General features: G+C 57.1%; 18 protein-coding genes and 3 pseudogenes. 9 read left to right on the top strand and 12 right to left on the bottom strand.

Annotation, left to right across the window (positions count from 1 at the left end):
- Window positions 1-115: transposase (locus UIA24_RS21225; protein WP_442963058.1), on the bottom strand; the 115-nt coding region annotated here is incomplete at its 3' end.
- Between the two features lie 95 nt (window positions 116-210).
- Window positions 211-303, bottom strand: a pseudogene (locus UIA24_RS23415) (DDE-type integrase/transposase/recombinase); the annotation flags it as partial.
- Window positions 304-557: 254 nt separating this feature from the next.
- Here UIA24_RS23415 and UIA24_RS21220 point away from each other — a divergent pair.
- The 5 genes from UIA24_RS21220 (at window position 558) to UIA24_RS21200 (ending at window position 5,935) form a co-directional block, all read left to right on the top strand.
- A complete protein-coding gene (locus tag UIA24_RS21220) occupies window positions 558-2,258 on the top strand; it encodes an FAD-dependent monooxygenase (protein WP_330523838.1) in 1,701 nt (566 codons plus the stop codon).
- A gap of 10 nt (window positions 2,259-2,268) precedes the next feature.
- A complete protein-coding gene (locus UIA24_RS21215; RefSeq protein WP_083199803.1) occupies window positions 2,269-2,457 on the top strand; it encodes a DUF2783 domain-containing protein in 189 nt (62 codons plus the stop codon).
- A gap of 86 nt (window positions 2,458-2,543) precedes the next feature.
- Entirely contained in the window at window positions 2,544-3,893 is a 1,350-nt protein-coding gene (locus UIA24_RS21210; RefSeq protein WP_330523837.1) for an MFS transporter, read from the top strand.
- A gap of 76 nt (window positions 3,894-3,969) precedes the next feature.
- Window positions 3,970-4,779 (top strand): helix-turn-helix transcriptional regulator, encoded by an 810-nt coding sequence (locus tag UIA24_RS21205; protein WP_330523836.1) that lies wholly within the window; start codon window positions 3,970-3,972, stop codon window positions 4,777-4,779.
- 361 nt (window positions 4,780-5,140) lie between these two features.
- Entirely contained in the window at window positions 5,141-5,935 is a 795-nt protein-coding gene (locus UIA24_RS21200; protein WP_330523835.1) for an AraC family transcriptional regulator, read from the top strand.
- On the opposite strand, the gene UIA24_RS21195 is transcribed toward UIA24_RS21200, so the two are convergent.
- The 5 genes from UIA24_RS21195 to UIA24_RS21175 all read right to left on the bottom strand — a co-directional run bounded on the left by UIA24_RS21195 (window position 5,887) and on the right by UIA24_RS21175 (window position 10,783).
- Window positions 5,887-6,546 (bottom strand): LysE family translocator, encoded by a 660-nt coding sequence (locus tag UIA24_RS21195; RefSeq protein ID WP_330523834.1) that lies wholly within the window; start codon window positions 6,544-6,546, stop codon window positions 5,887-5,889. The two genes, UIA24_RS21200 and UIA24_RS21195, sit on opposite strands and share 49 nt — an antisense overlap.
- Window positions 6,547-7,842, bottom strand: a complete 1,296-nt coding sequence (locus tag UIA24_RS21190; RefSeq protein ID WP_330523832.1) for a hypothetical protein — start codon at window positions 7,840-7,842, stop codon at window positions 6,547-6,549.
- Window positions 7,843-7,962: 120 nt separating this feature from the next.
- The gene (locus UIA24_RS21185) at window positions 7,963-8,928 is read right to left on the bottom strand and encodes an endonuclease (protein WP_330523831.1); all 966 of its coding nucleotides are present in this window, start codon (window positions 8,926-8,928) and stop codon (window positions 7,963-7,965) included.
- 626 nt (window positions 8,929-9,554) lie between these two features.
- A complete protein-coding gene (locus UIA24_RS21180) occupies window positions 9,555-9,827 on the bottom strand; it encodes a hypothetical protein (protein WP_330523830.1) in 273 nt (90 codons plus the stop codon).
- Window positions 9,824-10,783 (bottom strand): DMT family transporter, encoded by a 960-nt coding sequence (locus UIA24_RS21175; RefSeq protein ID WP_330523829.1) that lies wholly within the window; start codon window positions 10,781-10,783, stop codon window positions 9,824-9,826. The genes UIA24_RS21180 and UIA24_RS21175 overlap by 4 nt, the downstream gene beginning before the upstream one ends.
- A 104-nt stretch (window positions 10,784-10,887) precedes the next feature.
- Here UIA24_RS21175 and UIA24_RS21170 point away from each other — a divergent pair, with 104 nt between their 5' ends.
- Window positions 10,888-11,772: a LysR substrate-binding domain-containing protein gene (locus UIA24_RS21170; RefSeq protein WP_102051968.1), complete on the top strand. Its 885-nt coding sequence runs from the start codon at window positions 10,888-10,890 to the stop codon at window positions 11,770-11,772.
- A gap of 130 nt (window positions 11,773-11,902) precedes the next feature.
- On the opposite strand, the gene UIA24_RS21165 is transcribed toward UIA24_RS21170, so the two are convergent.
- Complete coding sequence (locus UIA24_RS21165) at window positions 11,903-13,585, bottom strand: SulP family inorganic anion transporter (protein ID WP_330523828.1); 1,683 nt, start codon at window positions 13,583-13,585, stop codon at window positions 11,903-11,905.
- A 340-nt stretch (window positions 13,586-13,925) separates the two neighbouring features.
- Window positions 13,926-14,312: a hypothetical protein gene (locus tag UIA24_RS21160; RefSeq protein WP_245704329.1), complete on the bottom strand. Its 387-nt coding sequence runs from the start codon at window positions 14,310-14,312 to the stop codon at window positions 13,926-13,928.
- 184 nt (window positions 14,313-14,496) lie between these two features.
- On the opposite strand from UIA24_RS21160, the gene UIA24_RS21155 reads away from it, so the two are divergent.
- The gene (locus UIA24_RS21155; RefSeq protein ID WP_330523826.1) at window positions 14,497-15,003 is read left to right on the top strand and encodes a DUF1993 domain-containing protein; all 507 of its coding nucleotides are present in this window, start codon (window positions 14,497-14,499) and stop codon (window positions 15,001-15,003) included.
- A gap of 103 nt (window positions 15,004-15,106) precedes the next feature.
- Here the strand turns inward: UIA24_RS21155 and UIA24_RS21150 are convergent, their stop codons facing one another.
- From UIA24_RS21150 to UIA24_RS23405, 3 genes and pseudogenes are all read right to left on the bottom strand, one after another.
- Window positions 15,107-15,877, bottom strand: a complete 771-nt coding sequence (locus UIA24_RS21150) for an EAL domain-containing protein (protein ID WP_102051965.1) — start codon at window positions 15,875-15,877, stop codon at window positions 15,107-15,109.
- Between the two features lie 247 nt (window positions 15,878-16,124).
- Window positions 16,125-16,559, bottom strand: a pseudogene (locus UIA24_RS23410) (methyl-accepting chemotaxis protein); the annotation flags it as partial.
- Between the two features lie 108 nt (window positions 16,560-16,667).
- A pseudogene (locus UIA24_RS23405) lies at window positions 16,668-17,384 on the bottom strand (PAS domain-containing protein); the annotation flags it as partial.
- Between the two features lie 300 nt (window positions 17,385-17,684).
- On the opposite strand from UIA24_RS23405, the gene UIA24_RS21140 reads away from it, so the two are divergent.
- Together UIA24_RS21140 and UIA24_RS21135 are read left to right on the top strand one after the other, a co-directional pair.
- Window positions 17,685-19,223 carry a cryptochrome/photolyase family protein gene (locus UIA24_RS21140; RefSeq protein WP_330523825.1) on the top strand — a complete coding sequence of 513 codons (1,539 nt, stop codon included), beginning with the start codon at window positions 17,685-17,687 and terminating at the stop codon, window positions 19,221-19,223.
- A complete protein-coding gene (locus UIA24_RS21135) occupies window positions 19,220-19,366 on the top strand; it encodes a DUF2256 domain-containing protein (protein WP_330523824.1) in 147 nt (48 codons plus the stop codon). Before UIA24_RS21140 ends, UIA24_RS21135 begins: the two co-directional genes overlap by 4 nt.
- The last annotated feature ends 31 nt before the right edge of the window (window positions 19,367-19,397 follow it).

The raw sequence follows: 19,397 nt of genomic DNA, 5'->3' as shown, positions 1-19,397 counted from the left end.
CACCATCAAGCATCAGTCGGTCGTTCAAACGAGGCCGCCCCCGACCATGGGTTTCGATGAAGAGATCGGAGACCACATCCCAGGCTTCGTCCGAGAGTTCGTAACGCTTTGCCATCACAGAATTCCTTTCCGTTGATGGCGGGGACTCTACAAAATTTCAGCGTTCAAGCGGCGCCATTTAGGTTTCTCGGGATTTCGTACAGAGCCTAGGCGAGAAAGCAGATCCAGCACTACCGCCAAGTACAGCCACCCTTCGTAGGTACGGATGTAGGCGATATCTGTCACCCAGACCTTGTTCGGTTCATTGCGCAGCGGCATTGGCCAGTTGTTCTGCGAAGGCCCGGAATTCTGCGAGTTGATCTACGGTCAGGGGCATCGAATGTGCCCTCGGGTCGATGCAACGGCTGCGATCATAGGCGATGCGAAGCCTGCCCACAGTTGGCGCTTGCACAAAGTTGTCTCCTCAAGGGGACATTGATTTTTCGCGCACCGCTTAAAGTCCTCTGCAATTCCGAACGGCCCAGGCCAATAAACATAAAAACCGGAGATGCACTGCGATGCACACACCGCTCGCCGAGCCTCGTCGCTCAATTTACTTCGATTACCAGGTTTTCCCTGCCCACACTGCCAGTGTGAATGCCGCACAGGTCGAGCGTCGCCCTGTGGTCATTGTCGGCGCCGGACCTATCGGGCTGACTACAGCACTGGATCTGGCCCGCTACGGCATTCCGTCGATTGTGCTGGAGGCTGAACGTCAGGTCAGCGAAGGCAGCCGCGCCATTGTGTTCACCCGCCGCTCCCTGGAGATTCTCCAGCAAGTCGGTGTCGCCGAACGGGTGATGGCGGCGGGACTTAGCTGGCGTTTCGGCAATTCCTTTTACCGCAACCAGCGGGTGTTCCGCATGGAGGCGCCCCACGACCCGGACGATCGCTTCCCGCCGATGACCAACCTGCAACAGCCTTGCCTGGAGCAGTTTCTGGTCGAGACCTGTCAGGCCAACCCGTTGATCGAGTTGCGTTGGGGCAACAAGGTCACTGCGCTCGTGCAGGCCGGGGATTATGCGACGCTGGACATTGATACGCCGGCCGGTAACTACACGCTGGAAGCCAATTGGGTTATCGCCGCCGATGGTGCGCGCTCCGCCATTCGCAGTCTGCTTGGCCTGCAACTGGAAGGCGCCGCCTATGAAGGGCGCTTTGTGATTGCCGACATCAAGATCGACCTCGACCTGCCCACCGAACGCCTGGCTTACTTCGACCCGCACTGGAACCCGGGCAATACGGTGCTCATGCACCGGGAGCCCGGCAATATCTGGCGCATCGACTATCAGCTGCCACGCGATGAGACACCGGAACACGCCTTGTCCACCGATTCCCTGCGCGAGCGAATCAATGCACAACTGGCCATCGTCGGGGTGCAGAATCCGCAGTGGGAGCTGGACTGGTGCTCGGTGTATTCGGCGCGGGCGCTGACCCTGTCGAACTATATCCATGATCGCGTGATTTTTACTGGAGATGCCGCACACTTGCTGCCAATCTTCGGTGTTCGTGGTGCCAACACCGGCTTTCAGGACTGCCATGACCTGAGCTGGAAACTGGCCCTGACCATCAAGGGCGTGGCCGGCCCGGGCCTGCTCGCCTCCTACAGCGCGGAGCGGGTAGGGGCCGCGCGCGAGATCATTGCCGAAGCCGGCAAAAGCACGCGCTTCATGACCCCGCCAACGCCGGGCCATTGCCTGGTCCGCGATGCGGTGCTGTCGCTGTCACTGACTCAGGCGTTCGTACGTCCGCTGTATCACTGGCGTACCTCCCGGCCCCATGACTACGTTGATTCGTCGCTCAATTTCAAGGGCGATGACAACAGTCTCTACAGCAGCGGCCCCCATCAGGGTGCTCCGCTGTTGAACATTCGGCTCGGTGATGACCAGTTCCTTTTCGACAGGCTGGGCGCGTCGTTCTACCTGCTGTATTTCACCGACGCCACCGAGGTGCCGGGTGATATCCAGGCTCAGGTGCAAGCACTGCGTGAGCAGGGTGTGCCGCTGCAGCTGCTGGCTGTTACCGGCAATCGGCAAACCGCAGTCAGCGGCGCGGACGGGCAGGTGGATGACCACAGCGGGCACCTGCGCAGGAAATACGGGGCGAAGACGGGCAGTGCTTATCTGGTGCGCCCGGACCAGCACGTGTGTGCACGCTGGCATCAACTCAGCGGTCAGGCGCTGCGCGCCGCCATCGAAACAGCCTTGGGCAATGAGTGAGGACAACAGCATGGAACACAAACAACTGACCCTTATCGACATTGAAACGATCTACGACCAGCTCGCCGACGCTCTGGATCAAGCAGCCCAAGGCAAGCGCGAACTGTTCCTGGTGAAACTGGCGCTGCTCAGTGCTCACGCTCTCGGCGATGCCGAGCAGTTTATGGCGTTGACCCGCACCGCGTTGCTGGACCTGTAACCAGCACCCTGCCAATCGTGCAATTGCCACCGGCTTGAATGATCAAGCCGGTGCGCCTTCCTATAACAATAATCAGGAAGTCCCCAATGACTCGCAGCCCCATTGTCAGTGCGGCCACTTCGGCGGTGGCCGGTGCTCAAGACCGCTACCAGCAGGTGTGTAAAAAGGTCTCTAAAAGACTGATTGGCTTTTTGTTTGTCTGCTTTGTCTTGTCGTTTCTGGATCGCATCAACATCGGTTTTGCCGGTCTGACCATGATGAGCGACCTGGGCTTGAGTGGCACCCAGTTCGGTCTGGCCAGCACCTTTTTCTACATTGCCTATATCGCCTGTGGCATTCCCAGCAACATGGCCCTGGCGCGCATCGGCGCCCGTCGCTGGATCGGCAGCCTTATGATTGCCTGGGGCGTGGCCTCCACGTGCACACTGTTCGCCACTGATGCCACCTCGCTCTACCTGCTGCGTATCCTGGTCGGGGTGACCGAAGCGGGTTTTCTGCCCGGCGTGCTGCTGTACCTGACCTTCTGGTTTCCCGCAGCCTACAGGGCCCGAGCCAATGCGCTGTTCATGATCGCCATGCCGTTCACTGCTGGCTTCAGTGCGGCACTGTCGGGCCTGATTCTGGGGTTGGACGGCGTGTGGGGGTTGAAAGGCTGGCAATGGCTGTTCCTGCTCGAAGGCTTGCCCTCGGTGCTGATGGGCTGCGTGGTGTTCGGTTACCTGGATGACCGCCCGCAGCAGGCCAAGTGGTTGGATAACGAAGAAAAGATGCTGGTGCAGAAGGCGCTGGATGCCGATCGGCAGGCGTCGACACCCGCCGCTGCGCAGAATGCGCGCAGCGTGTTGGCCGAGCTGACTTCGCCGCACATCCTGCTGTTCTGCCTGGTGTATTTTTGCCTGGTCAACACTCTGGCAATGATTGCGGTATGGACGCCGTTGATCGTAAAAAGCTTCAACACAGCCAGCAGTAACGCCTCGATCGGTCTTCTGGCAGCGATTCCACAGATTTGCACCATCATCCTGATGGTCGTCTGGGGGCTGCATTCGGACCGTACCCGTGAGCGCCGCTGGCACCTGGTGTTGCCCATGCTGCTGGCCGCGGCAGGCTGGCTACTCACGGCGCTCTCGAGCGTTCCAACGGTACAACTGGTGGGTGTGTGCTTGGCTGCCAGCGGCTCCTACAGCGCCATGTCGATCTTCTGGACTACGCCGGACCAGGCCTTGAGTTTTCGCGCACGTGCCGTGGGCATTGCGCTAATCAATGCGGTGGGGAATATTGGCTCGGCCGTCAATCCGTTGGTGGTCGGCTGGCTGAAAGACCTGACCTTGAATTTCGGTTCAGGCTTTGTCTATGCGGCCGTTCTGATGATCCTCGGTGCGCTGCTGGCCCTGCGCCTGCCCATTGCCGCGCCAGCGATGCCAGAGACCTCGCGCTAAACGATGGTAGAGTGGCGGGCACGTGCTGTTGGCAATCACCACACCACCTGTGCCCGACACGCGGAGAGAACCCGTCATGCACTACTGGCCCTTGCGTCCCGGCAGCAGTGAACACAGCCTCAATCTCGGCCACACCGCCAACCTGCTCGCCAGGGTCGGTGTGAACCGCAGCCGGTTTTTGGCCGCTGATCTGCTGCAGGTCATCGGGCCCGGTGTGCCGCTGGCCCAGTGCACGATCTTTGCCTATCCGAAGCGCCGTAACCCAGAGGTGTTCTCCTTTGCGGACCGGGCGCGTGAAGTGTCGCTGCCGGTGATTTCCAACAAGTATGTCCAGCGCTTCTTTGGCCTGGATGGCAACCAGCAGGCGATGAACCAGAGCAGCGCCGTGCACAACACCATCGTGCAACGCCAGTCCATCGATGACATCGCGCACAGCGAGTACCGGCGCATCTGCTATGAGCAACCACAGATTTCCGAGCGCGTGGCCTTGCTGACCCACTGCGAAAGCAACCGCTGGCTGTCGGTGAACTTCTACCGTGGTCGTGAGCATGGACGTTTCTCGGAACGGGAAATGAACTACCTTGAAACCCTCGCACCGCTGCTGATCCAGGCCGTGCGCCTGCACTATCACGCGTACCTGCATGCCAACGAGATGCCTCTATTGCTGGCCGAGCGGGTGATCAGGCAGCAGCACGTGGAGCTGACCTTGCGCGAACAGGAACTGCTGCGCCTGATGCTGAGCGGCCTGACGGTGGAAGACATCGCCGAGCAGATGGGCGTTCGGCCCGTCAGCGCTGCGACCTACGTAAAACGCCTGTACCGCAAACTGGGCATCAATGGCTTGCGTGAATTGTTCGGGCTAGCCACGCGGGCCGAGTGGGCCTGAAATGGCCAGCGAACAGTAGCTGCCACCGCAGGAGCCGAAGGTGGTGCTGGTTTTGGTGACGAGGGGAGGGCAGTTTGAAAAGCCATCGTCTATTTGGATTACTGATCGGCGAGGCCGCGCTTGCACCATGGTGCTCAAGCACACGGGTCACCGCCGTGACAGGCGCGTCACGTGGGGCCGCCGATAGAGGTTCGTTGCTACTGCCCCGCCCTGAATGAGGAAGTGAGGTTGCCGAGAAAAAAACTGTAAAAAAAACTATGGCTTTCTGAGAGCATCGTTTGTCTCTATTCTTTAGCCCATCAAGGGCTGGCTTGCCTGGATGGCAGCGATATCAGAGAGAAACGGGAAGATGTCCTTGGTCATGGAAAGCCTGAATAGGCATGAGCGAATTGAATGCTCAAGGGTCACCGCGAGCGGTGGTTTTTACCCAAAGCACACCCACGAAGAGTATGTGATTAGTGCCAACCTGTGCGGGCGAGAACGTATCTGGTACGACGGCAAACAACAGGACGTCAGCAACGGCGAGGTGACGTTCTACAACCCCATGACCGTCCAGGCTTCTCAGTTCTTCGAAGGAAACACCCAGTTCATCAGCTTGCACCTGGATGTGGAGCACGTGCGAAGCATCCTAGGTGAAACGTCTAGCAGCAGTGGCCTTCCCGTATTTACTGAAGGCGTCATACTGGATGGCGATCTGTTCCGCAGCATTGTCAATCTGCTCTCTCCCCCGGATATTTACAGCTGCGAAGAAGCCCAGTTAGAGCTGTTTAGTGAGCTCCTCCGCTTTCGTACAACACCCAGTGCTCCTGACGAACCTCTGCGGGTTACACACTTGATCAGCTTCATGAAAGCGAATCTGTACGAGCCAATTGACCTCGAAGACCTGTGTATCGAGGCCAACCTGTCCAAGTTTCACCTTGTACGAAGCTTCAAGTCCCAAAAGCACCTCCCGCCGATGCAGTACCTGAGACAGTTGCGCCTAATCGAAGCGAGAAGGCGCCTGCGCCTTGGTGATTCTCCCACCCGTATCGCCGTAGACCTGGGCTTTTTTGACCAGGCTCATTTGAGCAACGCGTTCCGCAAGGTCATGGGAGCTTCACCTGGTAGTTACAGCTCAATGCTTGGGGGCGTCGGGTTACCAATGAACTCGGCGTAACCGGTAACTACGACATAGGCTGCAAAGTAGGCAAAGATCAATGCCGAGGCGATGTAGGTGTACCTCACCAACTGTTGCCCCATTAACCGGCCTCCCTGCGCTGCCAGCGTGCACAACACCAGAGCCCAGAATATCCCAGCGACGAAGAAGCCACTTAGGAACAACCCGGCACCTGCTACATCCGAACCCTGCCGGGCAATGATGGCCCCACCCACTGCGGCAAACCACAGGATGGCACTGGGCGACGACATGGCCAACATCACGCCTCTAGTAAAAAGCGCGCGGTTGCTATCTCCCCATTGACTAGCCTCGCCGCCTGCCTCATTGCTTTTCACCTTCAAGGCGCTCATGAGCATTTTTACGCAGAGGTAGCAGAGCACAGCTGATCCACCGATCCATAGCACCCAGCGTACCCATTCGATTTGCAGCAGCACACTCATACCGGCCATGGCCAAGATGGCATAGATCAGATCCCCTACGCAGGTGCCAACCCCCAGCCATACCCCTTGAGCAAAGCCCCGCTGCATCGCCAGTGTGATCATCGCCATGTTCGCCAGCCCAATCTCCAGGCAAAGCGAGAGGCTGAGCAGAAAACCATTACTAAATTGCATTCAAGAGATCCCTTCTAAAATTTCCTGCGCATACCCTAGAGTGACGTCGCAGCCAGTCAAGCCGAACATTAAGTCTCCCTCCTCGCCACCCAGTCGATGTGGGCAATATTGCGAGATGAAGGCCTCAAACCGAGATAGATCGCCAGTGAGCCCAGCATTGATCAGGTCTTGAGCAATTGAACGCATAGCCCCAATGAAACGCTCGGTATCAACTGACCATGCCATGGGGTTTGTGCAATCAATCACCCCCAAATCCTGCAAAAGGCGGAGCTGAATGTAGGCAGAGCCGGCATCAGGGAACTGACGGGCTCCTCGTCGCAGGTAGCGTAGAAGCTCAAGCGTATACACACGTACCATCTGAGCGGGTTGCAGCTGTACCGTGTTCGCAATAGCTTGATCAACGCTTAGCAGGAAACCGAACACATCGGCCAGCGCTTCCTGGATTACCATCGACCCCCAGCGATCATGCTTGCTCAGCTGACCAAAACAGGTGCTATCAAGGACGATTGAGTGGCCAAGGTCGTGCCCCCTGAACCAGATAATCAAATAGCGATCAAGCTCGTAGCCAGCGGGCAAATCAGCGGCCTGCCAATTGAAGAGTGGGGCTTGCTGCACTGCAATCCTTTCGAAAAGGCTGCGATAGGTGTTGGCAAAGACGATTGTTCGTTTCACCGGGGAGTATTTCACTCCCTGATCTTCAGGCATGAAGTAAGCAAAATGCTTTGGGAAGTAGTTTGCCTCTCCAGCGATGCCGAAGAGGTCGATGATTTTGTAAGTGCAGTGGGGCAACACCTTCAGCGGTGCACACAGGTCACTCGCCAGTCGCTGCAATGCTTCGGGGAAATGCTTATCTACACAATCCGATACCTGCTGCAGGCGGGCATTAGGGATACCGAAAAATGCCGAGCTGAATGTCTGACGAGACTTACCCAGCCACGTCGATAGATCACCCACATGGGCCACCAGTTCACGTTCATCCAGCCCGGCCACGGCTTGGCTCATCTCGGCAAATTGTGTATCCCCCATCAAACCTTCAGCGATGCAACCGATAGCGGTGCGAGAATCTGCGTCTTGCAAGTGCGCCGAGATTACTGCCAGGTGATTTGCAACGCTCTTCTTCAACTCATTGGCCATGCGCAAGTCGGGATCGCTGAACGCTTGCACGCAACGCATCGCGTCGACCCTCTGCAAAATTTGACGGATCGATTCGATGAGCTCGGGATGGAGCAAAGGGGAAGGTAGCTGGACAGTACGAATCACATGCTGTGGGCGCTGAGGCCAGAAGATTCCGTTCATGGTGATACTCCTTGAAAAAGGAGCCCATCACACCAGTTAGTCCTCTGCGCCTATTGGAAAAAATTGCTCAGATCCCTTTGACATGCTGGGCACGAGAATAGAGACAGAAGCACTCCTCAGCTACTTGCAGTTGCCTGCTTTACGATACCCCGCCGCCTTAGCGTCAGACTCAGAGTCAAACGTTATTTGGTTTTTCGCCGACACCTGCTCATAACCAGGGCATCCCTGTGAGAGGTGATACACCTGACTCTTCCGATTACCAATGATCAAACTTCCCCCGATCGCGCTTGCCAGGGTTGGCTGGGCTGCTGCTTGCTGAGCTTTCACAGGAAGGGTGCTGACTAGCCCATCACCAACCGTCTTGTATCCTTGCGTCCAGCGACGTTCACCCGTTACGAAAGGATTGGAATGACCCATGATTGCAGCGATGCGCCTATCTCGCTCTTTCTCCCAAGACGAAACCGGGAACTGCTTGTCCCAGGCCATCAGTAGCTGTTGCTGCTGACGAGACATACTCAGTTTGTATCTGTCGAACATGTAAAAGGTTGTCCTTGCGACCAGCCCTTTGACCTCGTCACGTGGTTCGGCGGTTCGTTGATCGAAATCAACCCGCGTCTTGCACTGTCCATACTGCGGCGCTACCCCGTTAGCCATGCCGTAGTTGAAATTACTACGGTCGCCGTTCACCTCGCCAACTGATGGATAGAGGTTGAACAGGTCAGCTTCCATCGCTCGAAACACGGGATCATCGTCCACACAGTGCTCGCGCCCACCGTTCTGCCAGCATTGGCGCTGGTGACCGAATGTCCAGGCAGGAACGATGTGTTCCCATTCAGTCCGTTGCGCGCGGCTCTGTTGTTCCCTGGTTTTATAGCCGCAAGACTTAGCATCAACCCGGCCACCCGACTTACCGACCCATGTCCACTTGCAGCCGCAATACAGCTCGCCCATGGCACTGTTCGCTTGGTCGAGGTAGATCTTCTGCTTTGCTACGACCTTGGCTTCGGAAAAAGTCGACGGAGGGTTTGAGAAGGCGGGAGTGATAACAGAGAGGGTTAGCGTTAGGACATAAAACAGTTTTTTCATGAGACAGTGTTTTCAAATTCGGGTCGCGCATCATACGCGACGGACGTAGGGCTACGCCTGTAATCTACGTGAATTTAACTCAACGGCTGCTGGCGCAACGTTGGCTGCAGATAAAAACAGAGTATTGGTTGAGGCCCGAGATTCTTCAAATAAGAGTAACTGTTTACAGTGCGGGGACATCACATCGGAAGGTCAGTGGGTTTGAGACCACCCAGCAGGTTAACAACGGTTTGGACGTTCCAATCCGAGGCCCAGTTACAGGCCTTGGCGGTCGATATCATCCCGTACCGAAATGTAGCGGTTTGCAATCGAAAACAGCCATGCTTGTTTTACGCTATTCAGGCGCTGATCAATTGAGTTCTGCGTATTCTCAAAGGTCTTCTCATACCTGTTACGGTCAAGAGCATCAATTACCGCTACCACCGTCAAGGCAGTGGCATCGACCTTAAAGCAAGCGCCTCCCGAGCGTCGCTCGTGAAATAGCGAAGCGGGTATCGGTTTTATTTATGGGCATTGGCTGCATAACCAGCTTCTTGGCGTCCCTTGTCAGGGGAAAGGCGCCAAGTTACCTGATGGCGCATCCGCAGAAATCGAATCCAAACGATGAGCAAAAACGCTCTTCGAACTTACACAAGCCCAACGAATGACAGGATAACCAGGACGATCACGACGGCCCCGACGATATAGACAATGTTGTTCATGAACGCCACCTCTTGATCTGAGCAGAATTGCAACACACACGGTGTCTTGTTTAGACGATACGGCACCTCTGCCCGCAGTTCCGTTCGGCAACGCACATAGCGCCGTTCCCAAGACGTAACCTGCGCGTAGAAAGGCAAGTTGGCGAGTTGGGCAGGTGCGCGAACTTCTGCCTTTCTGGTGTCGACACCAGAGCTCATGCTGCCTCGTCCGCCATAGCCGCTTGTGGTGCAGCCTTGGGCTTACCCGGCTTCAACCGTGACACGCCAAACAGCACCAGTGCCAGGCCGGCGATTTGGTAGGTCGAGATCGTTTCGTTGAGCAAGGCCCAGGAAGCCAGCATCGTCAGCACCGGCCCCAGGTTACCCACGGCTGCGGTTTGTGTGGCGCCCATGCGCTGGATTGCCAGCGCCGCCCAGTAGATCGGCAGCACGGTGGAAAACACCGCCATCAACCCCGCGTTGATCCAAACCGCCGTAGGTAAATCGCGCAGTTGCGAAGTGTCCGCCACCATCAGGTAATGGGCCAGGACCATGATCGACGACGCAGCACCTGCCAAGCCTGCCAGGCGCATGGAGCTCATGTGTTTGAGCATCATGCCGGTGCCTGAGTAGTACAGGGCGTAGGCCACGGCGCTGGCGAATACCCACAGTGAGCCGAGGATCACCTGGCTGCCCAGGCCCGAAACGCTCAGGTCGTGGACGAAGGCGACGCCCAGGCCGGCGTAGCAGATGCCCATGGCCGCCAAGGTGCGCAGTGTTGGCTTTTCGCGCAGGGCGATCGCCTGAAAGATCAGCACCAGCGTGGGGTAGATGAACAGGATCAAGCGCTCGAGCCCGGCGCTGATGTACTGCAGGCCGTAGAAGTCGAAAAGGCTCGCCAGGTAGTAACCGAACAACCCCAGCAGTAGCACGCGCACGACGCTGCCCAAGGTTAACGGCGCGCTGGCTTGCTGGCGGCTTAACCACACCAGCCAGATGAACAGGGGCAACGACAGCCCCATGCGCAAGGCGAGGAGGGTGATCGCATCCACATGGCTGGCCGCGTAGGAGAGCTTGACGAAGATTGCCTTGAAGCTGAACCCCAAGGCCGCCAGCACCGCGAACACGCTGCCGTTCTGGAGATAACGCTGGAAATGTGCGTGCAAAGGTTTCATAGGAAGTACGCGATAGGATGTGCAAGGCGTTATTCTGAACAGAATGGTTGATCACTAGATATCGCTTTTTAGTGAAGGTGCCTTTCTGAAATGGAGAAACCCTCATGCACTTCGATCTTCAGGACCTGCGCCTGCTTGCTGCCGTCGCCGCCACCGGGAGCCTGAGCAAGGCTGCTGCAACCTTTCCGGTGGCCGTGTCTGCCGCCAGCACCAGGTTGCGTCTGTTTGAGGAACGCTGCGGCCTGACCCTGTTCACCCGCAAGTCTGACGGTATGCAGCTTACCCCTGGCGGTCACTTGGTCCTGGAGGCTGCTCGCAGTGTGCTCGGAGAGGCTCAGAAGCTGCAGGACACGCTAAAAGATCTGGCCGGGGAACGACGTATTACCCTGCATTTGGCGGTCTCCACCGTGACCAACAACACCTTGCTGCCAGCAGTGCTTGGGCCGTTTCTTTCCAACTACCCAGAAGTTGATCTGCAATTGGTGGAACATAGGAGCGTTGATGTCCTGAGGGTGGTTCGGGCCGGTGAGTGCGAGATTGGCGTATATGACGGCAGCCTCATCAATGAGGGGGTTGTGTCCTTGCCGTTCAGCACCGAACGCTTGGTACTGTTGGTGCCGGCGGATCATCCTTTGGCTGCGCGTGAGCAGTTGCACTTGCGCGATGCACTTGGTTATGCGTTCGTCTGCCTTCCTGCAGAGCGGGCGATGCAGCGCTTCATTGAAGAACTGGCCCTGAACCTTGGCATGCCGCTCAAGATTCGAGTGCGCGCACCCAGTTTCGAGGCGATCGCGCAGCTCGTAGCCCAGCGTGCCGGAATTGCCATGCTGCCCGAAACCGCAGCCCATCGTGCCGCGCAGGAGCTGTCCGTCCGCTGGGTGCCGCTGGAAGAACGGTGGGCGACGTTGGAAATGCGACTGTGCTTTCGCGGGTGGGATACGTTGAGTTCCCATGGGCGGCAGTTGGTGAGTTATTTGTCGGGGCAGTGAGGGTTGCACCAAGCCAAGTCACGCCACGCCAGGCCAGGACAAGCGTGAACAGTGAAGGAGCCGCAATTGCGGCTCTTTTTCATTGCGTCACCTCAACGCCTCACCGAGCTTGGGGGGCGACGTGTCAATCTCAAGTGATGCCACCTGCCGACGCGCCTTCCTGAGCTTGATACTTTTCTATTGCCGCATTGGCATTGAACAGCATGCGTTCAGAACCCAGTTTTTCATCGAATTTGGCACGTCGCACCATATCCAGTACCCCGGGGTTCAAGCCTGCGAGCCAGAGGCTGGCGCCCAGTTCGGTCAGGTTTTTCTCGCCTTCTATAAGGGCCTGCAGTGCCGAGTATTCGATATCGGGCACCGCGCTCATGTCCCAGACAATCACGTGTGGTTGGTACTGCGCTTCCAGTGCGATGATTTGTTCTTTCACGTAGTCGGCATTGAGGAAAAACAGGCGGCCTTCTGGTCGTACGATCAATAGCCCCTTGAACGTCTCGTCATTGGGGTGCTCTTCTGAAAGAGGGCGCAGTACGTCGGTGCCGGGCTTGCGGCCAAGAACGTAGAGGTGCGGGCGTGCGGTCTGGTAGGCCAGGCTGACCAACGATACGACGATGGCTACGGTAATCCCTTGCAGTGTGCCGAACAGCAGTACACCGAGCGTGGCAACGAGCGCCCAGTGGAACTCCATTGGCCTTACTTTGCGGATTGCCATGAACTCCTGCGGCTGAATCAGGCCCACGGAGTAGTAGATGACGATGGCAGCAAGGGTAGCGTGTGGGAGGAACCCGAGGAGCCCCGAGAGCAGCAGCATGGTGGCCAGTGCCGCTGCGGCCGTGACGATGGACACTTTTTGGGATTGCCCTCCTGTGGCGCGTACAACCGCCGTTTGAGACGTGCCGCCACCGGCCGGCATTGCGCCGAACAATGCGCCGCCAAGGTTGCCGAGCCCGGTGGCAACCAGCTCACGGTTGGCGTTGATAGGTGGGTCGCCGGGCCGGACAAAGGCACGACCTGCGGCAATCGTTTCGGTAAAGCTCATCAGGGCGATCCCGAGTGCACCAGGCACCATCTGCTCGACCAGGGTCAGGTCGGGCAGGGTCAGTGAGGGTAACCCTTGTGGAATCACGCCGACCGTCGAGGCACCAAGTGCTTGCAGGCCGAAGTACCAGGAAGCGGCAATACTGCCGCCGACCACCACCAGCGGGGCAGGCGAGTGCGCCCATAGACGCTCCATCAGGATGAGTATCAGGAATGCTGCTGCCGCCACTGCGAGGGTGATCAGCGAGCTTTCTGGCAGGTGATGGATGATGTTGAGGATGTCGACAAAAAAACCGTGTTTGGTGATGTGGATGCCCAGCAGTTTTGGCACCTGGTCCAGCACGATCACCAGGCCGACCCCGGCTTTGAAGCCGCTTAACACCGGGGTGGAAATGAAGTTCGCGAGAAACCCAAGGCGTATCAGGCGTGCCACGAGCAGCATCACGCCAACCAGTGCGGTTAGCGTCGCCGTTGCCGTGATCAACTTTCCGGGGTCGCCATCGGGGACGGCCAAGCTGATCTGTGCTCCGGCCAGGATCGCCAGTGTGGCTGAGGAACTGACGCTGAGTACGCGTGAAGTACCCAGAAATGCGTAGATCAGCATCGGCACGAAGGCGGTGTACAGGCCGACAGCAACAGGCAAGCCTGCGACGGTGGCGTAGGCCATGGCTTTGGGCAGCACGACCGCTGCTGCAGTGAGGCCCGATACGATATCGAGGCGAAGTGAGGCGGTGTTGGAGTGAGCGGTTTTCTCAGCCTTCAGGTGCGTTTTCACACTGCCTCTCCTGGTCGGTTCAGCCGCTTGGAGCGCCGAACGACTCCCTTTCCCGTGACGTTTGAGCGAATGCTTAGCGTTCAGCAGTCGCACTGAGGCCTGACGTAAGCCAGGCCTGTTGGTCAGGCAGGTTCTTTGTCTGAATCAATGATAGATGGGAAAAAGCGAATGATCGTGCAGTTTGGGTCAGCGAGCCGCTGCAAAAACAGCCAAGTGCCTCGCGAATGAAGATGAAACCGAGACGACTTGGTTGCCCCTGACAAGTCGTCCCTGGTCTCGAGCAGGCCATGGCACCCTCAACGGCGCCACAAGCCACTGTCGAACGATACAACGCCTGGTCTTAGATTCTGGAGCAGGCTTGGGCGGCATCGAGCAACCGCCCTCTGTCATACCATGCGTCTCTCTGGTAGGCAGCGTAGGTGCTGTGGCCGTTAGCACTGGAAAGTACAACTAGCCCTTCTGTTGTAGTGGGGTCTGTACTGCCGAAAAACAGATCGGTTTTACCGTTATCTTCCACGGTAAACGTTGGGACACCATTCTTGACCTCGTTTTTTACGCACGCTATGTAGGCGTTATTGTCCCTGGACGTAACGCCATCAACCGTATCGTGACCAACGCGTATATCAGGGTTGTGCGCGCATCCGGAGATAATGAGTAGGGCGCACATCCATGAAATTTTACGACCTCTGATGGGCTTTGAAAGCTTGCCAAGTATCATGCTTTTCATGACGGTAACTCCAAGCTCAAACCGCGGGGCACCTGAAAGTATAGGCAGCCTCTGCTGCTTGCCGACGGCCCCCACACAAGTGAGCGCCTTCAGCTATCGTTAACAGACAGACGCCAAACAGGACGGCATGCTCATCAGCAAGGGTCGGACGCCTGTTAGACCACGTTCTCTCCGGAGAAAGCGTATGTCTGTCTCCATGTACCAAGCCTCTATCTCTGTATTCGTCCGCGGGCTGGATAATCTGGCCGCCATTCTGCGCAAGGCCGCCGCCCACGCTCATGCGAAGGACATCATGCCGGCGTTCTTCCTCAACGCCCAACTTGCCCCTGATATGTTTGCGCTGGTGCGTCAGGTGCAGATAGTGTCCGACACTGCCAAGGGCTGTGCTGCTCGTCTGGCAGGGGTAGAGGTACCGAGTTTTGCCGACACTGAAAGCAGTTTTCCCGAATTGCAGGCGCGCATTGCCAGAACCGTCACGTTTCTGCAGAGCATTACCGCGCAGCAACTGGACGGCAGTGAGGCACGCCCGATTACCCTCAAGGTACACGACAAGGAAATCCACTTTGCCGGGCAGGACTATCTGCTGTGCTTTGCCATACCCAATTTCTATTTCCACCTGACCACTGCGTACGGCATCTTGCGCCACAATGGGGTGGACATCGGCAAGGCGGATTATCTGGGCAGCCTGTGATGACTGCCCCATTGCGGCGTATGCGCCTTGGGATGGCGGCCTGAATCAGCCGCGCGCCGAGAAAACTGCATTCGTGCAGGGTGGATCAACCCGGTGTCCAGCGTTACAACACGCTGTGGTCAGGCCAGTTCACTGTCGGCAAGGTTTCAAATTCTGGTCTTGCAAACAGGTAGCCTTGATAGAGGTTGATACCCAAGGCCAGCAGTTGTTGAAGCTCGGCAGTTGTTTCTACACCCTCTGCGATCACATTGATATTCAATGCCTCGCAGACGCCTAGAATGCCTTTGACAATCGCTTGCCGTACCGGGTCGGTGCAGATGCGCCGTACAAGGCTCATGTCGAGTTTTATAATATCCGGCTGAAACTCTGCCAGTAAATTCAAGCCTGAGTAACCCGCACCAAAATCATCTATGGCGGTCTTGAAACCCTGTAGCTTGTATTCTCGAATAATGCTTTTCAGGTGTTCCTTGTCCACCAGCTCTTCATTTTCGGTAATTTCGAAAATCAAGCGCTCAGTAGGGAAACCAAAGCGCCGCGCCGCGTTAAGCGTGGCACGAATGCAGGTTTCCGCCTTGTATACGGCGTTAGGCAAGAAGTTGATGCTGACAAAACAGGGGATCTGTAACCTGGACGCAAGCTCAACCGCTTTTACCCGGCACGCCTGGTCAAAGGCATAACGGTTTTCTTCGGTGACATTGCCAAGAATGGTGGCTGCGCCACTGCCATCGGTACCGCGTACCAAGGCCTCATAAGCAAAAACACTGTTGTCGCGAAGATCGATAATCGGCTGGAATGCCATGCTGAAGTCGAAATTCAGTTTCTTGCCCTCTTTACAGGCTTGGCAAGGGAGCGTCGAAGGTGTTTCGTCAATCATTTAGGACCTGGCCTTTAGTGCTCATGGGCTTTCGCGGGCTCCTCGGATTTTTAACCCGCTAATGTACAGTGTTCATAACCACGCTAGGCACAGGTTCCTTCTTTTACCTATCGGTTGCAGACAACGATGGGGGCGTTACCGGATGTTCAGGCGATTGCGAGTCCCTCCGTGGTACTGATGTTCGCATGGTGCGCCCCCTGAAAACTGATCTGCCGCAGATCGTAACAGGCTTTTGTGGCGGTGCGGATCACTGTAGCTCATTGGCAAAACGTCCAACCGCGCCAACGACCTGCTTGGCGCCGTTTTGGATTTCCACAATCACGGCGCCGGCCTGGCTGGCTAATGCAAGCCCTTGTTCGGCCTGTTCTCGACTGCTGAACATCTCTTGAACGGCCTCGCTGGCGAGCGCCTGGTTCTGCAGTACGACACTCACGATTTCTTCCGTTGCCGCGCTTGTGCGGCCAGCGAGCTGACGGACTTCATCCGCAACCACTGCGAAGCCGCGACCCTGCTCACCTGCTCGGGCGGCTTCAATGGCTGCGTTGAGCGCCAGCAAGTTGGTCTGCGAGGCAATACCGCCAATGGTCTGCACGATGGAACTGATTAACAGTGACTGCTTGTCGAGTGCCTCAATCCGGTGGGTGGCCGATTGCATCTGTCCGGCGATCTGCTGCATGGTTTGTACCGTTTCCTGGACAACTGCCGCACCCCGTTCTGCGCTCACATCAGTCTGTAATGAGACGTCATAGGCGACCGCTGCCGCTTCTCTCACCTCAGTTTCCCGTGCGACCTGATCGGTGACGACGCTGGCGAATTTCACCACTTTGCACAGATTGCCTTCCGTGTCGTAAACGGGGTTGTAGGTGGCCTCCAGCCAAACCTCACGACCGCGGCTGTCAATCCGTTTGAAACGGTCAGCGACGTATTCTCCGTTGTTGAGTGTTTTCCAGAACGCCGAGTACTGAGGTGATGCAGCGTCCTCTGCACTGCAGAACATGCGGTGATGTTTGCCTTTGATCTGCTCGAGCGAGTAGCCCATGGCGTTGAGGAACTGCTGGTTGGCGGTTACAACGGTGCCATCCAGTTTGAACTGGATTACCGCAGTAGAGCGGATAAGCGCATCGATGAACGACTCATTCTCTTTTATCTGCTCAATGGTCCGGCTGACTTCGCTGCCGTAGCCCTGAATGTGGGAGAGCTCGCCGTTTTCGCCGCGAATGGGAAACCAATGCAATTTCAACCAAGCAAGGCTGCCATCTGCACGCAGATAGCGGTAGTCGTCGCTGATCGGTTCGAACTTTTCCACGGCAGATCTGAACGCGTGAAAGCAGGGCAGTTTACTGACGTAAGGCGGCACAATTTCGGACAGTGGGCGGCCTCTTAGATGCTCGTCTTTGTAGCCCAGCGTTTGCGCGAAATGCGGGTTGAAATCGCAGATACGGGTTTGCGCATCAAGCCGTATCGATAGCATGCCGCGATTCATCTGCTCAATGAGTTGGCGCAGCATGTACAGCTCTGCGCTCTGGTCTTGGAGTGCTTTTTTCAGGCGGCTGTTGAACATTAATGGCTCCATGAGTGTTTACAGGCAGGCAACAGATCTGACCTGTCATCAATAGCGCTATGTAAAATTTGTACAAGAAGTTAAAATTGTACAGGTTTTCTACGGCTGAGGCGGTGTGCAAAGCGTTATGAGCACCTGTTGGGCCTGTCAAACGTGTGATCTCGAGGCAGGAAGCATGCTGAATGGGTGGATACACCTGGTAGACGCAAAAAACGCGCGCAACCATTTTTTATCGGACGCTGTGGTATGAGCGGTACTCGACGGCTGTGCCTGGTCCTGGGCGACCAACTGTCCTTCGACCTGCCTTCACTGCAAGGGCTGGATACCGAACGCGATACGGTGCTGTTGGCCGAGGTGATGGAGGAGGCCCGCCATGTGCCTCATCATCCGCAAAAAATCGTGCTGGTTTTCAGCGCCATGCGCCACTTTGCCGAGGCGCTGCGCCAACGTGGTTTCCGTGTGCAGTACGTCGCTCTGGATGATCCGGATAATACGGGCTCACTGCCGGGGGAATTGCGCCGCTGGCATGGGCTATTGCAGCCAGAAGCGCTGCACCTGACCGAGTGTGGCGACTGGCGTCTTGAGCATTCGCTCACGTGCAGTGGCCTGCCTATCCACTGGCATGTTGATAGCCGTTTCCTGTGTAGTCGCGCCGAATTCGCTTCCTGGGCCAAAGGCAAAAAGCAGGTGCGCATGGAGTTTTTCTATCGCGAGATGCGGCGCAAGAGCGGGCTGCTCATCAATGGCGATGGCAGCCCGGTCGGAGGGGCCTGGAACTTTGATGCAGACAACCGCAAGGCGCTGCCCAAGCACCAGCGGGCTCCATTGCCCGCGCGCTTTACCGTGGATGCAATGACCCGTGAGGTGATTGCGCTGGTGGCCGAGCACTTTACTGACCACTACGGTTCGCTGGAAGCCTTTGACTATCCCGTGACACATGCCGATGCGCAGGCATTGTGGGACTACTTTCTGGATTTTGGCCTGGCGGCCTTTGGCGATTATCAAGATGCCATGGCCCAGGATGAGCCGTTTCTGTTTCATGCCCGTATCAGCGCTGCGCTCAACATCGGCCTGCTGGATGTGCGTCAGGTGTGCGCGGATGTAGAGGCGGCCTACTGGTCTGGCAGGATCCCGTTGAATGCTGCCGAAGGGTTTATCCGCCAATTGATTGGTTGGCGTGAGTATGTGCGCGGTATCTACTGGCTGCAGATGCCCACCTATGCCAGCCTTGATTTTTTCGGCAACAGCAGGCAACTGCCAGTGTTCTACTGGACGGGCGACACGCGGATGAACTGTATGCGCCAGGTCATCGGCCAGACATTGGAGCACGCCTACGCCCATCATATTCAGCGGCTGATGGTGACCGGCAACTTTGCCCTGTTAGCGGGCATCGTGCCGAGCCAGGTGTGCGACTGGTATTTGTCCGTCTATATGGACGCCTTCGACTGGGTCGAGCTGCCCAATACCCTGGGCATGGTCATGCATGCCGATGGTGGCTATCTGGGCTCGAAGCCTTACTGTGCCAGCGGACAGTACATCAAGCGCATGTCGGACTACTGCAGTGGCTGTGTGTACAACGTCAGTGAAAGTACAACGGACACTGCCTGCCCTTTCAATGCGCTCTATTGGCACTTTCTGATGCGTCACCGTGACCTGCTGCAGCGCAATCAACGCCTTGCCATGGTGTATAAAAACCTCGCACGCATGTCGGAGGACAAGCAGCAGGCGCTCTGGCAGCGTGGCGAGGCGTTACTGGCCATGCTGGATGCCGGTGAGGCGTTGTGAAAAAGAGCGACCTTCCAGCCAAAACCTGCGTGGTCTGCGGGCTGCCGTTTGTCTGGCGTAAAAAGTGGGCGCGCTGTTGGGATGAGGTGCGCTACTGCTCAGAGCGTTGTCGGCGGCATAGGCGCTGCACGGTCGAGCGGTAGGGGCGGTGCAGGTGACGTCGGTGTAACGCCG

Origin of the sequence: Pseudomonas sp. AL 58 (assembly GCF_036348395.1) — a bacterium.
In the GTDB taxonomy this organism is placed as follows: domain Bacteria; phylum Pseudomonadota; class Gammaproteobacteria; order Pseudomonadales; family Pseudomonadaceae; genus Aquipseudomonas; species Aquipseudomonas defluvii.
This window is presented reverse-complemented; position numbering and strand designations above follow the sequence as displayed.

Coding starts and splice junctions, on each gene's coding strand:
- UIA24_RS21220 (WP_330523838.1), top strand. CDS start 558: ATGCACACACCGCTCGCCGAGCCTCGTCGCTCAATTTACTTCGATTAC.
- UIA24_RS21215 (WP_083199803.1), top strand. CDS start 2,269: ATGGAACACAAACAACTGACCCTTATCGACATTGAAACGATCTACGAC.
- UIA24_RS21210 (WP_330523837.1), top strand. CDS start 2,544: ATGACTCGCAGCCCCATTGTCAGTGCGGCCACTTCGGCGGTGGCCGGT.
- UIA24_RS21205 (WP_330523836.1), top strand. CDS start 3,970: ATGCACTACTGGCCCTTGCGTCCCGGCAGCAGTGAACACAGCCTCAAT.
- UIA24_RS21200 (WP_330523835.1), top strand. CDS start 5,141: ATGGAAAGCCTGAATAGGCATGAGCGAATTGAATGCTCAAGGGTCACC.
- UIA24_RS21195 (WP_330523834.1), bottom strand. CDS start 6,546: ATGCAATTTAGTAATGGTTTTCTGCTCAGCCTCTCGCTTTGCCTGGAG.
- UIA24_RS21190 (WP_330523832.1), bottom strand. CDS start 7,842: ATGAACGGAATCTTCTGGCCTCAGCGCCCACAGCATGTGATTCGTACT.
- UIA24_RS21185 (WP_330523831.1), bottom strand. CDS start 8,928: ATGAAAAAACTGTTTTATGTCCTAACGCTAACCCTCTCTGTTATCACT.
- UIA24_RS21180 (WP_330523830.1), bottom strand. CDS start 9,827: ATGAGCTCTGGTGTCGACACCAGAAAGGCAGAAGTTCGCGCACCTGCC.
- UIA24_RS21175 (WP_330523829.1), bottom strand. CDS start 10,783: ATGAAACCTTTGCACGCACATTTCCAGCGTTATCTCCAGAACGGCAGC.
- UIA24_RS21170 (WP_102051968.1), top strand. CDS start 10,888: ATGCACTTCGATCTTCAGGACCTGCGCCTGCTTGCTGCCGTCGCCGCC.
- UIA24_RS21160 (WP_245704329.1), bottom strand. CDS start 14,312: ATGAAAAGCATGATACTTGGCAAGCTTTCAAAGCCCATCAGAGGTCGT.
- UIA24_RS21155 (WP_330523826.1), top strand. CDS start 14,497: ATGTCTGTCTCCATGTACCAAGCCTCTATCTCTGTATTCGTCCGCGGG.
- UIA24_RS21150 (WP_102051965.1), bottom strand. CDS start 15,877: ATGATTGACGAAACACCTTCGACGCTCCCTTGCCAAGCCTGTAAAGAG.
- UIA24_RS21140 (WP_330523825.1), top strand. CDS start 17,685: ATGAGCGGTACTCGACGGCTGTGCCTGGTCCTGGGCGACCAACTGTCC.